The organism is Streptomyces sp. KPB2 (assembly GCF_003950055.1).
GTDB classification, from domain to species: Bacteria; Actinomycetota; Actinomycetes; order Streptomycetales; family Streptomycetaceae; genus Streptomyces; species Streptomyces salinarius.
This window is the reverse complement of the sequence record NZ_CP034353.1, coordinates 4,580,310-4,594,589: the sequence shown is the minus strand read 5'-3', so window position 1 is coordinate 4,594,589 and position 14,280 is coordinate 4,580,310. Positions and strand designations below refer to the sequence as shown.

General features: G+C 73.1%; 12 protein-coding genes. 7 read left to right on the top strand and 5 right to left on the bottom strand.

Features of this window, described 5'->3' with window-relative positions:
• Nucleotides 1-17: 17 nt before the first annotated feature.
• Nucleotides 18-455, bottom strand: a complete 438-nt coding sequence (locus D1J63_RS20615; protein ID WP_003974639.1) for a MarR family transcriptional regulator — start codon at nt 453-455, stop codon at nt 18-20.
• A 149-nt stretch (nt 456-604) separates the two neighbouring features.
• On the opposite strand from D1J63_RS20615, the gene D1J63_RS20610 reads away from it, so the two are divergent.
• On the top strand, nt 605-793 hold the full coding sequence (locus D1J63_RS20610) for a ribbon-helix-helix protein, CopG family (protein ID WP_125630636.1): 189 nt from the start codon (nt 605-607) through the stop codon (nt 791-793).
• A 16-nt stretch (nt 794-809) separates the two neighbouring features.
• Here the strand turns inward: D1J63_RS20610 and D1J63_RS20605 are convergent, their stop codons facing one another.
• Nucleotides 810-2,267, bottom strand: coding sequence for an NCS2 family permease (locus tag D1J63_RS20605; RefSeq protein WP_102929818.1), 1,458 nt, complete (start codon nt 2,265-2,267; stop codon nt 810-812).
• Between the two features lie 214 nt (nt 2,268-2,481).
• Here D1J63_RS20605 and D1J63_RS20600 point away from each other — a divergent pair, with 214 nt between their 5' ends.
• Together D1J63_RS20600 and D1J63_RS20595 are read left to right on the top strand one after the other, a co-directional pair.
• Nucleotides 2,482-2,796, top strand: a complete 315-nt coding sequence (locus D1J63_RS20600; protein WP_125630634.1) for a DUF2530 domain-containing protein — start codon at nt 2,482-2,484, stop codon at nt 2,794-2,796.
• Nucleotides 2,797-2,906: 110 nt separating this feature from the next.
• Nucleotides 2,907-5,324, top strand: coding sequence for an HAD-IC family P-type ATPase (locus D1J63_RS20595; protein ID WP_125630632.1), 2,418 nt, complete (start codon nt 2,907-2,909; stop codon nt 5,322-5,324).
• Between the two features lie 100 nt (nt 5,325-5,424).
• Here the strand turns inward: D1J63_RS20595 and D1J63_RS20590 are convergent, their stop codons facing one another.
• Both D1J63_RS20590 and D1J63_RS20585 read right to left on the bottom strand, forming a co-directional pair.
• On the bottom strand, nt 5,425-8,553 hold the full coding sequence (locus D1J63_RS20590) for a molecular chaperone Hsp90 (RefSeq protein ID WP_125630630.1): 3,129 nt from the start codon (nt 8,551-8,553) through the stop codon (nt 5,425-5,427).
• 444 nt (nt 8,554-8,997) lie between these two features.
• Entirely contained in the window at nt 8,998-9,924 is a 927-nt protein-coding gene (locus tag D1J63_RS20585; RefSeq protein WP_102929150.1) for a DUF3027 domain-containing protein, read from the bottom strand.
• Between the two features lie 344 nt (nt 9,925-10,268).
• Between D1J63_RS20585 and D1J63_RS20580 the strand changes: the two genes are divergently transcribed.
• The 4 genes from D1J63_RS20580 to D1J63_RS20565 are packed head-to-tail and all read left to right on the top strand — an operon-like array spanning nt 10,269 to nt 13,789.
• Nucleotides 10,269-11,660, top strand: coding sequence for an MFS transporter (locus D1J63_RS20580; RefSeq protein ID WP_125630628.1), 1,392 nt, complete (start codon nt 10,269-10,271; stop codon nt 11,658-11,660).
• A 58-nt stretch (nt 11,661-11,718) separates the two neighbouring features.
• A complete protein-coding gene (locus tag D1J63_RS20575; protein ID WP_176154873.1) occupies nt 11,719-12,228 on the top strand; it encodes a DUF2771 domain-containing protein in 510 nt (169 codons plus the stop codon).
• A gap of 27 nt (nt 12,229-12,255) precedes the next feature.
• Nucleotides 12,256-12,951, top strand: a complete 696-nt coding sequence (locus tag D1J63_RS20570) for a futalosine hydrolase (RefSeq protein WP_125630626.1) — start codon at nt 12,256-12,258, stop codon at nt 12,949-12,951.
• Nucleotides 12,941-13,789, top strand: a complete 849-nt coding sequence (locus D1J63_RS20565; protein ID WP_125630624.1) for a 1,4-dihydroxy-6-naphthoate synthase — start codon at nt 12,941-12,943, stop codon at nt 13,787-13,789. Before D1J63_RS20570 ends, D1J63_RS20565 begins: the two co-directional genes overlap by 11 nt.
• 17 nt (nt 13,790-13,806) lie before the next feature.
• Here the strand turns inward: D1J63_RS20565 and D1J63_RS37575 are convergent, their stop codons facing one another.
• A complete protein-coding gene (locus D1J63_RS37575; RefSeq protein WP_003974650.1) occupies nt 13,807-14,190 on the bottom strand; it encodes a cold-shock protein in 384 nt (127 codons plus the stop codon).
• Nucleotides 14,191-14,280: the final 90 nt, after the last annotated feature.

The following is a 14,280-nucleotide window of genomic DNA, read 5'->3' as shown; positions in this document are numbered from 1 at the left end:
CTCCTCGCGAGAACTGCTTACTTGTGGGCGAGCTTCTCCAGCACGGGGGCGGCGGCGCGCAGTTTCGCCCACTCGTCCTCGTCGAGTCCCTCGACCAGCGTGGCCAGGAACGCGTTGCGCTTGCGGCGGCTCTCCTCGAGCATCACCACGGCCTGCTCGGTCTGCGTCACGACCTTCTGGCGCCGGTCCTCGGGGTGCGGCTCCAGCCGGACCAGGCCCTTGGCCTCGAGGAGTGCCACGATGCGGGTCATGGAGGGCGGCTGGACGTGTTCCTTGCGGGCCAGCTCGCCCGGGGTCGCGCTGCCGCAGTTGGACAGGGTGCCCAGCACCGACATCTCGGTCGGGCTGAGCGACTCGTCGACCCGCTGGTGCTTGAGCCGACGGGACAACCGCATCACGGCGGAGCGCAGGGAGTTCACGGCGGCGGCGTCGTCGCCATGCTTGAGGTCCGGCATGTTCCTTAGCGTAACTCATTAGTCTCGCGAAATACCACCGCCCAGCGCCCATGTGCCCGTGACGCCCGCCACTGAAACCCACAGTTCACCCGTACGAGTGAGACGTTTCCGGAAATCGGAGCGTCACCCGGCGCCCCGGGGCGACCCTCGTGCTCATGGGGACCAGCGTGCTCAGCCTGCGGATGGACGGGGAGCTGCTCGACCGGCTCCGGGACCATGCGGCCAAAAGAGGAATGAGCGTCCAGGACTATGTCGTCCGGACGCTCATTCGGGATGACTTCGACGAGCGGTTCCAGTCCGCCGTGGAGGAGACGGAACGGTTCTACGGGGTCACCTGAGGCGGCCCCGCGGGCCTCACGTCAGGCCCAGGGCCGGCATCAGGTAGTAGAAGGCGAAGACCGCCGACACCACGTGCATCGCCACCGGCACGTCGCGGCCCCGTCCGGCCGCCAGGCGCAGCACCGAGAAGGTGATGAAGCCCATGCCGATGCCGTTGGTGATCGAGTAGGTGAACGGCATCATCAGCATCGTCACGAAGGCCGGGATGGCGATGGTGAAGTCGGACCAGTCGATCTCCTTGATCGAACCGGCCAGGATCAGGAAGCCGACCGCGATCAGCGCGGGGGTCGCCGCCTGGGACGGGACCATGGTGGCGACCGGCGTGAGGAACAGCGCCAGGGCGAACAGCCCGCCGGTGACGATGTTGGCGAAGCCCGTGCGGGCACCCTCGCCGACGCCGGCCGTGGACTCCACGAAGCAGGTGGTGGCCGAGGCGGAGCTGGCACCGCCCGCGGCGACCGCGACGCCGTCGACGAACAGGACCTTGCTGATGCCCGGCATCTGGCCCTCGCCGTCGGTCAGCTTCGCCTCGTCGCTGATGCCCATGATCGTGCCCATCGCGTCGAAGAAGCACGACAGCAGCACGGTGAAGACGAACAGCACCCCGGTCAGGACGCCGACCTTCTCGAACCCGCCGAACAGGCTGACCTCGCCGACCAGCCCGAAGTCCGGCGTGGCGACCGGGTTGCCGGGCCACTCGGGGGTGGTCAGGCCCCAGGAGGGGATGTCGGTGACCGCGTTGATGATCATCGCGACGCCCGTCATCACGACGATCGAGATGAGGATGGCGCCCGGGGTCTTGCGGACGATCAGCGCGAGGGTCAGCAGCACGCCGAGGACGAAGACCAGCACCGGCCAGCCGTGCAGGTGACCGCCGGTGCCCAGCTGGATCGGGACCGTGGTCTGGGCGGCGTCCGGCATCCGGGTGATGAAGCCGGAGTCGACCAGCCCGATGATCATGATGAAGAGGCCGATGCCGATCGCGATGGCCTTGCGCAGGCTGTAGGGCACGGCGTTCATCACGCGCTCGCGCAGACCGGTGGCGACCAGCAGCATGACGACGAAACCGGCCAGCACCACCATGCCCATGGCGTCCGGCCAGGACATCCGCGGGGCGAGCTGGAGGGCGACGACCGAGTTCACGCCCAGACCGGCGGCCAGCGCGATCGGGACGTTGCCGATGACGCCCATCAGGAGGGTCGTGAACGCCGCCGTGAGGGCGGTCGCGGTGACCAGCTGGCCGTTGTCGAGCTGGTGGCCGTACATGTCCTTCGCGCTGCCCAGGATGATCGGGTTCAGCACGATGATGTAGGCCATCGCGAAGAAGGTGGCGAAGCCGCCGCGGATCTCACGGGGCAGGGTGCTGCCGCGCTCGGAGATCTTGAAGTAGCGGTCGAGGCCGTTCTGCGGGGGACGACGGTCCTCCGGCGGCTCGGGGGACGGGGGGACCTTGGCGGTGGCCGAGGTGGACATGCGGGGACCTCATCACCAACAGGTTCCCCCACGGCCTTGTCGGTGTTCCTCTTGGTGTTTTCTACGAATGAAAGCGGTCAGAGACAAACGGGTTCAGTATGAACGTATGAGCCACAGATCGCTATCTCCGCGCGTAGACCCGCGCCATCACGGAGCCATCACCGTGTTGCGCCGCGCCGTCAACCCGTTCGCACCCGCCTCGTAAGCTGTACGCATGACGAAGTGGACACCCACGCATGAGGCGCCGGAGCCCCTGGAGGGCCCCGTGGTTCCGACCATCGTCGGCGGCACCGTGCTCTGGTTCGTCCTCTTCCTGGTGCAGCTGCCCTTCTACGGCTGGTTCGACGACCACGGACACACCTGGTGGGTGTGGACCTGCCTGGCCGGGGCCGGTCTCGGCCTGATCGGCATCTGGTACGTCCGGGGGCGCGACGCCGCGATCAAGCGGGACGCCGCCGCGCGGGACGCCGAGGGCACTCGGGGCGCACCGGGCACCCACGGCACACAGGCCGACCGGCCCACCGCCTAGTACCCGGGTAGTACCGGGGCAGCACACCGCGCCGGAAGGCCTCGTACCCAGGTCGGATCTTCCCCGCACTCGGTGGGTGAAGCCGTAAAACCGCACTTACCGTCGAATGCATGACGCATCTCGACGCGGACCGACTCGACCCCGCGCACCCCCCGCCTCCCACCGACACGCCCTCGCCCGTGACCGGACTCACGACGGCCGGGGTCGCCGAACGGGTCGCGCGCGGCCAGGTCAACGACGTACCGGTGCGCAGCAGCCGCTCCCTGACCGACATCGTCCGCGCCAACGTCTTCACCCGCTTCAACGCGATCATCGGCGTGCTCTGGGTGATCATGCTGTTCGTCGCGCCGATCCAGGACAGCCTGTTCGGGTTCGTGATCCTCGCCAACACCGGCATCGGCATCGTCCAGGAGTGGCGGGCGAAGAAGACCCTCGACTCGCTGGCCGTGATCGGCGAGGCCCGCCCGACGGTGCGCCGCGACGGGAGACCCACCGAGGTCTCCACGTCCGAGATCGTGCTGGACGACGTCATCGAGATCGGCCCGGGCGACAAGGCCGTCGTCGACGGGGTGTGCGTCGAGGCGGACGGGCTGGAGATCGACGAGTCGCTGCTGACCGGCGAGGCCGACCCGGTGGTCAAGCAGCCCGGCGACCAGGTCATGTCCGGCAGCTTCGTGGTCGCGGGCGGCGGCGCCTTCCGGGCCACCAAGGTCGGGCGCGAGGCGTACGCCGCCCAGCTCGCCGAGGAGGCCTCCCGCTTCACGCTGGTCCAGTCCGAGCTGCGCTCCGGCATCTCCACGATCCTCAAGTACGTCACCTGGATGATGGTCCCGACGGCGATCGGCCTGATCCTCAGCCAGCTGCTCGCCAAGGACAACGCGCTGGACGACTCGATCGCGCGCACCGTCGGCGGCATCGTGCCGATGGTCCCCGAGGGCCTGGTCCTGCTCACCTCCGTCGCCTTCGCGATCGGCGTCATCCGGCTGGGCCGCAAGCAGTGCCTCGTCCAGGAGCTGCCCGCCATCGAGGGCCTGGCCCGCGTCGACACGGTGTGCCTGGACAAGACCGGCACCCTCACCGAGGGCGGCATGGACGTGACCGACCTGCGGCTGCTCGACGGCGCCGACGAGCGTTACGTCCGCACCGTGCTCGGCTCCCTCGGCGCCTCCGACCCGCGCCCCAACGCCTCCCTGCAGGCGATCATCGACGCCTACCCGGCCGACGGCGCCGCCGGTTCCGCCGGTGCGTGGCAGTGCACGGGGTCACTGCCCTTCTCCTCCGCGCGCAAGTACAGCGGCGCCACGTTCGACGAGGGCGACGGCGCAGTCGGCACCTGGCTGCTGGGCGCGCCGGACGTCCTGCTCGCCGAGGACGACCCGGCGCTCGCGGAGACCGGCCGGCTCAACGAGCAGGGCCTGCGCGTCCTGCTGCTGGCCCGCGCCGGCCGCCCGCTGGACCACCCCGAGGTCGCCGACGGGGCCGAGCCCACCGCCCTGGTCGTCCTGGAGCAGCGGCTGCGCCCGGACGCCGCCGACACCCTGCGCTACTTCGCCGACCAGGACGTCCGCGCCAAGGTCATCTCCGGCGACAACGCGGTGTCCGTCGGCGCGGTGGCCGCCAAGCTCGGGCTGTCCGGGGCCACCGTCGACGCGCGCCGGCTGCCCACCGAGCGGGAGGAGATGGCCGGGGCCCTGGACGAGGGCACGGTGTTCGGGCGGGTCACCCCGCAGCAGAAGCGGGACATGGTCGGCGCCCTCCAGTCGCGCGGCCACACGGTCGCGATGACCGGCGACGGCGTCAACGACGTCCTCGCCCTCAAGGACGCCGACATCGGCGTGGCGATGGGCTCCGGCTCGGAGGCGACCCGGGCCGTCGCGCAGATCGTGCTGCTCAACAACAGCTTCGCCACGCTGCCGTCGGTGGTGGCCGAGGGCCGCCGGGTCATCGGCAACATCACGCGCGTGGCGACCCTGTTCCTGGTCAAGACCGTGTACTCGGTGCTCCTCGCGCTCCTGGTGGTCTGCTCGCAGGTCGAGTATCCGTTCCTGCCCCGCCACCTCACCCTGATCTCCAGCCTCACCATCGGCGTCCCCGCCTTCTTCCTGGCCCTCGCCCCGAACAAGGAACGGGCCAGGCCCCACTTCGTACGGCGCGTGATGCGGTACGCGATCCCGGGCGGTGTGGTGGCCGGCACGGCGACCTTCGTGACGTACCTGGTCGCCCGGCAGCACTACACCGGCCCGGACGCGCTGGACGCGGAGACCAGTGCGGCGACGCTGACGCTGTTCCTGGTCTCGATGTGGGTCCTGGCGATCATCGCCCGGCCGTACACGTGGTGGCGGGTCCTGCTGGTGGCGGCGATGGGGCTGGCGTTCGTGGTGGTGCTGGCGGTGCCGTGGCTCCAGGACTTCTTCGCGTTGAAGCTGGTGGGGGTGACGATGCCGTGGACTGCCGTCGGCATTGCGGTGGCTGCGGCCGGCGTTCTGGAGTTCACCTGGAGGTGGGTGGATCGGCGGTTTCCCGTATGACGGTTCGTTGTTTGCCGCGGCGCCGTCGTGGCTGGTCGCGCAGTTCCTCGCGCCCCTAAAAACGGGGGCGCGCTGTACTCCCGTCGCTTACCAGGAACTGTCAGTCGAACCAGCGGTCCCTCGCCAGCTCCTCCGTCCTCGACTCGTCCTCCAGGAGGGCGGCCACCTCGAAGCGGCGGGGCCACTGGCCCGCCGCCCAGGCGAGGCCGGCCGCGACGCCCTCCAGGGTCGCGGCGTGCAGCGCACCGTCGTCGGTGAGGCGCCAGTCGATCTCCACGCCGTCGACGACCAGTTCCTCGTGCTCCACGTACGACGCCGGGGTCCGCGCCCCCAGCAGCACCCGCACCGGCTCCGGCACGTCGTGCTCGGCGCCCTCGGAGTCGACGCGGCCGGTGACGGACTCGCTCAGGCGCCGCACCTGGAACAGCTCGGCCAGTTCGGCGGCCCGGGCCGGGCGGACCGGCAGCAGCGGGACGCCGGACGTGAAGGGCAGCAGGTCGGGCGAGTCGACCACGACGGCGTCGGCGGCGTCCACCACGCGCACCTCGCCGTCGACCACGGCCCGCACCTCGTCCGGCAGGGTGACCTGCTCGGGGTCGAGGTCGGCCAGCGCGCCGTACAGGGCGTGCAGTTGGGCGGCCGTGACCGGGCGGTCGGGTTCGGCGAGGCGGTCCAGGAGTTCGGCCGCGCCGCCGGGCTCGTCGAGGAGGGCGGCGACCGAGGTGCGTACGCCCAGCGCCCGCAGTACCTGCTCGTCCTCGAAACCGGTCGCGTCGGCCTCGTCGTACAGGCCCCGCAGCAGCGGGTCGCCGCCCGCGGCGCGGAGCCCTGCCGGGCGGCGGCCACCGAGCACCGGGTGCCCGCGCAGCCACCACGCGGTGTACGGCCGTACGACCTCGTGGGTGCCGTCGTGCAGCAGGACGCGGACGGGCTGGACGAGGGCGTCGCGCAGCGGCGGCCGGGACAGCAGGGCGAGGGCCTCGGGCCAGTGGTCGTCGCCCACGAGGTCGAGGTCGCGCACGGCGACGATCTCGGTGGCGACCGGCGGGACGGGGCTGTCCGGGAACCGGTCGAGGACGTCCTCGCTCCACACGTCCACGGCGTCGAGGAGTCCCGCGTCGTCGGGCTCGGCGAAGTCTCCTTCGCGGGGCTCCAGTTCGTCGGGGTCCAGGACGACGTCGGTGGCGCGGACCAGGGCGAAGGTGACGAGGACGCCGCAGGCGGCCAGCGGCTCGGGGCCCCACTTCTCGGCGAGTTCCGCGTCCACGGCGGCGAGTTCGTCCTCGCGCATGACCCGGGCGAAGGGGCCGCCGGGGAAGACGAGTTCGCCCGCCGGGGAGAGTTCGCCGTCCTCGTCGGGCAGCGCGAGGGCGCCCAGCCAGGGCTCGTCGCCGGCGTCGAGCCCGGCGTCGCGGACCAGGCCGAGGACGGTGTCGGCCAGTTCGTCGGCGTCGAGGGTGTCCTCCTCCCAGTTCGTCGCGCCCTCGTCGTCCAGGGAGGCGGCGACGGCGGCCCTCACCTGCGGAGTGGTGAGCACGGCGCGCGGGGTGGCCGGGAGGGCGCCGAGCTTCTCCAGGAGCGGGTGCGCGGCGTCCGGGTGGGCGACTTTGAGGCCGAGCCGGGTGAGGACCTCCGGGTCGAGGGAGGCGGCCTCCGGGGACGGCAGCAGCACCTGCCGGGGCCCAATGGTCGTACGGCCGTCCGCGAGCGGCACCGGCAGCCCGGACAGCCGGTCGGGGTCGACCCCGGCGAGGCTGTCGTAGAGCCGCCACCACCAGCCGGGAGCCTTCTCCAGGCCAGCCAGCCGGTCGACCGCGTCGGTCAGCGGCACCCGGGCCACACCCAGCGTGCGCAGCTCGGCGCGGCGTTCCAGACCGGCGGGCAGCAGGGTCGGCAGCACCTCGGCCAGCACCCGCACGGTGTCGGCGCCCGCGCCCTCCACCACCTCTGCGTCACGGGGCCGCAGCGACTCCGGAAGGTCGTCCTCCGCGTCCTCGCCCCCGGAGGGGACGGCGGGCGGGAGGAAGGACGTACGGGGCAGCCGGCCGAGGATCGCCTGCCGCAGCGCGCCGTCCAGTTCGCCCCGGCCCAGCGCGCCGGGCACCAGGTCGATGAGGCCGACGGTGACCGGCCGCCAGTCGGCGAGCAGCCCGGCGTAGGCGTCGGCGGCCCGTTCCGTCAGGAAGTCGGTCAGCGGCCCCGGCGCGGTGTGCCGGCGGGTGGCGTCCAGCGGGAAGGAGGCGACGAGCAGGGCGGGCACGCCGAGCGGCTCGTCACTGGGGGTGGGCGCGTGGACCACGGGGCTGGTGCGAGGGCGTTCGGGGGCGCCGTCGGCGTCGACGGGCACCGCCCAGGTCACGGACCAGTGGGGGCGCAGCCGCTCCTCGACCGGCCGGTCGGCGAGCAGGTCGGGGGTGAGCGGGCCGTGCGCGGCGGCGGTCCGCCAGCGGGTGACGCCGTGGGCGGAGTCCTCCACCACGGTCAGCGCGTCCTCGGTCCGGCGGGAGAGCGTGCGCACCTCGTCCCCGGCCTCGATCACCACCTCCGCCAGGCCCGGCAGGGCCAGCAGCAGGGCGTCGTCCACGGCGCGCAGGAGCCGTTCGGCGAGGTCGGCGGCGGCCGTGTCGCGCAGCGGCAGGATGACGGCCGTGTCGTACGGGGCGGGGGCGCTGCCCTCGGCGGGGAACGGCAGCCGCAGCAGCGGTACGTGTCCGTCGCGCCGCCGGATCTCGTCGCCCAGGCCGGGGCTGTGCCGGGCGGTCTCGGCGGCCAGGTCGCGGGCCTCGGCCAGCGACCAGCGCACCCCGCCGTGCCGGCCGACCACGGCGGGCTCGTCGGTGACGGCCAGGACGGCGGCGAAGCCCACCCCGAACCGGCCGACCGAGCCGTCCCCCGCGTCCCGCTTGGCGGAGGCGCGCAGCGTGGACAGCGACTCGACGCCGGCCGCGTCCAGCGGGGCGCCGGTGTTGGCGGCAACGAGGACACCGTCGCGAAGGGTCAGCCGGAGCCGTCCGGGCACGCCGGAGCGGGCGGCGGCGTCGGCGGCGTTCTGCGCGAGTTCGACGACCAGCCGGTCGCGGTAGCCGCCGAGGACGAGGTCCTCCTCCGCGTTGGCGTCCTCACGGAACCGGGCCGGGCTCGTCGCCCAGGCGTCCAGCACCCCGCGCCGCAGCCGTGCCGTACCGAACGGATCGGCACCCTCGGCGGCAGGCCGTACGAACATGCTCACGGTGACTCTCCTCATCGACGGACCACGAAGGTACCGCCCCGACCGCCACCCCACGCACGACGCCGACCGACACCATCCGGCCCCGCCGTGCCCTGGACCCCGGCCGGCACCATCCAGCCCCTCGCGCCCTGCGCCCCGGCCGGCACCATCCAGCCCGTCGCGCCCTGGACGCCGGTCGAACACCATCCAGCCCGCCGCGCCCCGCGCCCCGGCCGGCACATCCAGCCCGCCGCGCCCTGGACCCCGGCCGAACACCATCCAGCCCGCCGCGCCCTGAACCCCGGCCGAACACCATCCAGCCCGCCGCGCCCTGGACCCCGGCCGGCATCATTCAGCCCGTCCGGCGTTTGAGGACGAGGCCGTCAAGGCCGACGGGGGTCTGGGGGCGCAGCCCCCAGGGACCTCAGCCACCCACACACCCGCACCCGAGAACGCACCCGCACCTTACGAATGCCCCAGCTCCGCCGAGGCCTGGTCCTCGGCCACCGGCACCGACCCCGAATCCGCGGCCGGCCGCAGCGGAAACGGATCCACCCGCGTCTCGTCGATCACCGGCGGAGCCACCCGCGGCGGCTTCGGCATGACCGCCGCCTCGGAGTGCCCGCCGCACCCGTAGGCCAGCGACACCACGTGCCCGTCCGCCGGGGAGAACTCGTTGGCGCACACCCCGAAGGCCTGCCCGAGCGAGCCGCCGATGCGCGCGAGGAAGCCGCAGCTGACGCAGGAGGCGGGGGCCGCCTGGGCCATCGCGGTCTTGGGGCCGTAGCCCTCCTCCCAGCGGTCGGCGGCGACGTGCAGCCCGTACCGGGACAGCACCCGGGTGCGGCGCAGGCCCAGCTCCTCGGCGACCGCCGAGATCGTGCCGCGGGCCGGGACGGTGGACAGCTCGGCGGGCGGCCCGGCGGTCACCTCGGCGTCCTCGGCCTCGACCAGGTCGGCCATCTCGTGGGAGACGGCCGAGTTGGGCGGCGGCTCGTCCTCGCCGGTCCAGCCGGGCTCCAGGCGCAGATCCTCCGCGTCGGTGGGCAGCAGGTCGCCGGGGCCCATGTCGCCGGGGCGCAGCCGCTCGCTCCACGGCACCCACTCGGGGGCGAGAAGCGCGTCGGGCCCGGGCAGCAGCACCGCCTCGTCCACCGTGACGATCTTCGCGCGGGAGGCGCGGGCCACCGTCACGGCCCAGCGCCAGCCCCGGTAGCCCATCTCCTTGCAGGCGAAGAAGTGCGTGACGACCCGGTCGCCCTCCGACACCATCCCCTCGTGCTCGCCGACGACGCCGGGGGCGGCGGCCTCCTCGGCTGCGCCCCGCGCGAGGTCGACGGCCTCGGCGCACAGGCGGTCAGGGGTGCGGCTTCGCGTTGTCGCTGCGCTCACAGGTATCGCTTCTCTCCATACGCCGTCTCACGAGTGCGCCGCTGCCTGCGAGGGGCGGACGGAGCGGACCTGTGGACCGCGTCGACGTCCGCGCCCGATCGCGCTCGGGCGCACCTAGGTCATCCATTCTGCGGGATGGCCGTACGGCGCGCGGCCGAGAACGTTCGCCACGGCGCGCTACGCACGCTACCTGTTCATGTGCGCTGGGCCTACACCGACGGGAGTTTCGGCGGGGTACGACCCGGCGTTCCCGCGTGGCGCCGGCCCCGGTGTCACCCGACCCGATCACCGCCATCCGTGCCGTATCGACGCTACAGCCGCCGCCGACGGGGCACTATGACGGGGTGGCAGCCGCACGGACGGAGTTCAAGCGCGGGGGCCGTGGGCGGGGCCCCGGCGCCCGGTTCCGTGCGCTCGGCCGGGCGCTGCGCCTCCCGGTGACCGGTACCGCGCGCGGCATCCGGCGGGCCACGCACGCGCACGGCGCCGGCGAGTCGGGCCTCGGCAAGCTGATCGAGCTGCACGGGGTGAACGGCGCCGGGGACGTGATGATCACCGTCGCGCTCGCCTCCACCGTCTTCTTCTCCGTCCCCACCGACGAGGCACGCGGGCGGGTCGCGCTGTACCTGGCGATCACCATGGCGCCGTTCACGCTCCTCGCCCCGGTGATCGGCCCGCTCCTGGACCGGCTGCCGCACGGCCGCCGCGCGGCGATGGCGTGCGCGATGGGCGCCCGCGCGCTGCTCGCGCTGGTGCTGTCGGGCGCGGTCGCCACCGGCGGCATCGAGCTGTACCCGGCCGCGCTGGGCGTACTGGTCGCCTCGAAGGCGTACGGCGTGGTCCGGAGCGCGGTGGTGCCGCGGCTGCTGCCGCCCCGGGTCTCCCTGGTGAAGGCGAACTCCCGGGTCACGCTGTGCGGGCTGCTGGCCACCGGCGTCGCGGCGCCGATCGGCGCGGGGCTCCAGCAGGTGGGGCCGCGCTGGCCGCTGTACGGCGCGTTCCTGATCTTCGTGGCGGGCACCGTGCTGTCGTTCACGCTGCCGCGCAAGGTCGACTCGGCGCGCGGCGAGGACCGGGCGCTGCTCGCCGCCGACGAGGGGCACCTGCCGGGGCCGCTGCGGGGGCGGGGCAAGCGTCCCGGGCTGCGCACGGTGGGCCCGGCGGTGACGCACGCGCTGGCCGCCAACGCCGCCATCCGCTGCCTGACCGGCTTCCTGATCTTCTTCCTGGCGTTCCTGCTGCGGGTGCACCCGATGACCGGCCAGAGCGCGGCGGTGTCGCTCGGCATAGTGGGCGTCGCGGCCGGCGCGGGCAACGCGCTGGGCACGGCGGTCGGGGCCTGGCTGCGCTCCCGCGCGCCGGAGGTCATCATCGTGACGGTGGTCGCGATCGTGCTGGGCGCGGCGGTGGTCGCCGCGGTGTTCTTCAGCGCCTTCCTGGTGGCCTGTCTGGCCGCGGTCGCCGGGTTCGCGCAGGCGCTGGCCAAGCTGTCCCTGGACGCGCTGATCCAGCGCGACGTGCCGGAGCTGGTGCGCACGTCGGCGTTCGCCCGCTCGGAGACGCTGCTCCAGGTCTCCTGGGTGCTCGGCGGCGCCGTCGGCATCGTGCTGCCGCTCAACGGCACGCTGGGCCTGTCGGTGGCCGCCGCGATCGTCGCCGCCGGGTGGCTGACGACCGTACGGGGGCTGCTCGACTCGGCGCGGCACGGGGGCAGGACTCGGCCGAGGGTGGCGTGACCACGCCACGCCGTACCCAGGTGGGGAGCGGGGCAGGAGCGCCGTATAGCCTTCCGCCATGACCACGTTGCCCCGCGGCACCGCCGCTCTCGGACACCGCGTTGTGCGACGCCGCCGCGCCGTCGCCGCCGTAGGCGCCGTGTCCGCCGGACTTCTCCTGCTGTCCGCCTGTGACGAACCGACCCCGATCGCGACGATCACGGTCGGCAGTGACTCGGTCAGCTCCGAGGCCACCTGCGGCGGAGAGGGCAAGACCCTTTCGGCCGACGAGATCACCAAGTGCCTGAAGGACAAGGACGCGAAGTCCATCACCGTCGACCAGGACGAGACCGTGCGCTTCGGTGTCGACCCGGACATCGCGGACAAGCACTGGACGATCCTGATGAACGGTCAGCAGCTGGTCGAGGACAGCGACAAGACCTACCGCACCGTGCCCGGCAGCGTCTTCTTCAACGCCCAGTACGGCGCCCAGGGCGACTCGACGAACGTCGCCGTCGCCGTGCGGGACGGCAAGGACGACAGCCAGAACATCACCGGTGTGTGGGTCTTCGAGCTGAAGAAGGACTGACCGCCCACGTCCTCCCCGCACCTCCTCGTGGCCACCGCGGTCCCCGTCGAACGGGACGCGGTGGCTCGGGCGTTCCCGGCGCCGGGCACCGAGGTGTCCCGCCCCGGGATCGCCCTGCACCGGCTGCCCGACGGCTGGGACCTGCTGGCCGCCGGGGTCGGTCCGGCCCTCGCCGCCGCCTCCACGGCCGCCGCCCTGACCGCCGCCGCGCTCGACGGCAGCCCCTACGACCTGGTCGTCTCGGCCGGCATCGGCGGCGGCTTCGCCCCGCACGCGCCCGTCGGCTCACTCGTCGTCGCCGACACGATCACCGCGGCCGACCTGGGCGCCGAGACCGCCGACGGCTTCCTGCCGGTCACCGAACTCGGCTTCGGCACCGTCACCCACCACCCGCCCGCCGGCCTCGTCGCCGCCGTCGCCGACGCGACCGGCGCCCGCCCCGGCACCGTCCTGACCGGGTCCACCGTCACCGGCACCGCGGCCCGCGCCACGCTGCTGCGCGAGCGCCACCCGGGCGCGCTGGCCGAGGGCATGGAGGGCTTCGGCGTCGCCGAGGCCGCCGCCGCGCACGGCGTGCCGGTGCTGGAACTGCGCGCGGTCTCCAACCCGGTGGGCCCCCGCGACCGTGCCGCCTGGCGCATCGGCGAGGCCCTCGCGGCGCTGACGGACGCCTTCGGGAAGCTCGCCCCCGTCCTCAGGAGTTGGAACCCACATGAGCGCTGACACGCTGCAGATCGCGTACTCCCCCTGCCCGAACGACACCTTCGTCTTCGACGCCCTCGCCCACGGCCGCGTCCCCGGCGCCCCCGCCCTCGACGTGACCTTCGCGGACATCGACATCACCAACGGCATGGCCGAGCGCGGCGAGTTCGACGTACTGAAGGTGTCGTACGCCGTACTGCCGTACGTGCTCGGCGAGTACGCCCTGCTGCCCTGCGGCGGCGCGCTCGGCCGGGGCTGCGGCCCGCTGGTGCTGACGCGGGAGGCGGACGCCGGCCTCGGGGGCCGCACGGTCGCGGTGCCCAGCGAGACCTCCACCGCCTACCTGCTCTTCCGCCTGTGGGCGGCGGACACGGTGCCCGGCGGCGTCGGCGAGATCGTGGTCATGCCCTTCCACGAGATCATGCCGGCCGTGCGGGACGGGAAGGTTGACGCGGGCCTGGTGATCCACGAGGCGCGCTTCACGTACCAGAACTACGGGCTGCACAAGCTCGCCGACATGGGCGAGCACTGGGAGCGGACGACCGGGCTGCCGATCCCGCTCGGCGCGATCATCGCGAAGCGCTCGCTGGGCGCCGAGACGCTGAACCGCCTCGCCGACGCCGTCCGCGGCTCCGTCCGCGCGGCCTGGGACGACCCCGAGGCGTCCCGGCCGTACGTCATGGAGCACGCGCAGGAGATGGACCCGGCCGTCGCCGACCAGCACATCGGGCTGTACGTCAACGAGTTCACCGCCGACCTCGGCGAGGACGGCTATGCGGCGGTCCGGGGCCTGCTGACGCGCGCGGCGGCCGAGGGACTCGTACCGGCCCTCGGCCCGGACGCGCTCGCGTTCCCGTAAGCGGGACGGGGATCGGATCAGACGTCGAGCTGGTCCGCGACCGCGCGGAGCAGCCCGGCGATCTTCTTGCCCGCCGTCTTCTCGGGGTAGCGGCCGCGCTCCAGCATCGGCGTGATGTTCTCCAGGAGGGTCGTCAGGTCCTGCACGATGGAGGCCAGCTCGTCCGGCTTCTTGCGCTGTGCGGCCGCGACCGAGGGGGCCGGATCGAGCAGGGCGAGCGACAGCGCCTGGTCACCGCGCTGACCGGCGACGACACCGAACTCGACGCGCTGCCCCGGCTTCAGGCTCTCGACTCCGGCGGGGAGGACCGAGGAATGGACGAAGACGTCACCGCCGTCGTCACGGGAGAGAAAGCCGAAGCCCTTCTCGCTGTTGAACCACTTGACCTTGCCGGTAGGCACGTCTGTCCTCGTCCTCGTACTCGTCGGGAAAACTGCTCGGAAATATGCTCGGAAACGGCTCTTGATAGCACTCGGGCGGGTCGTCCGGAC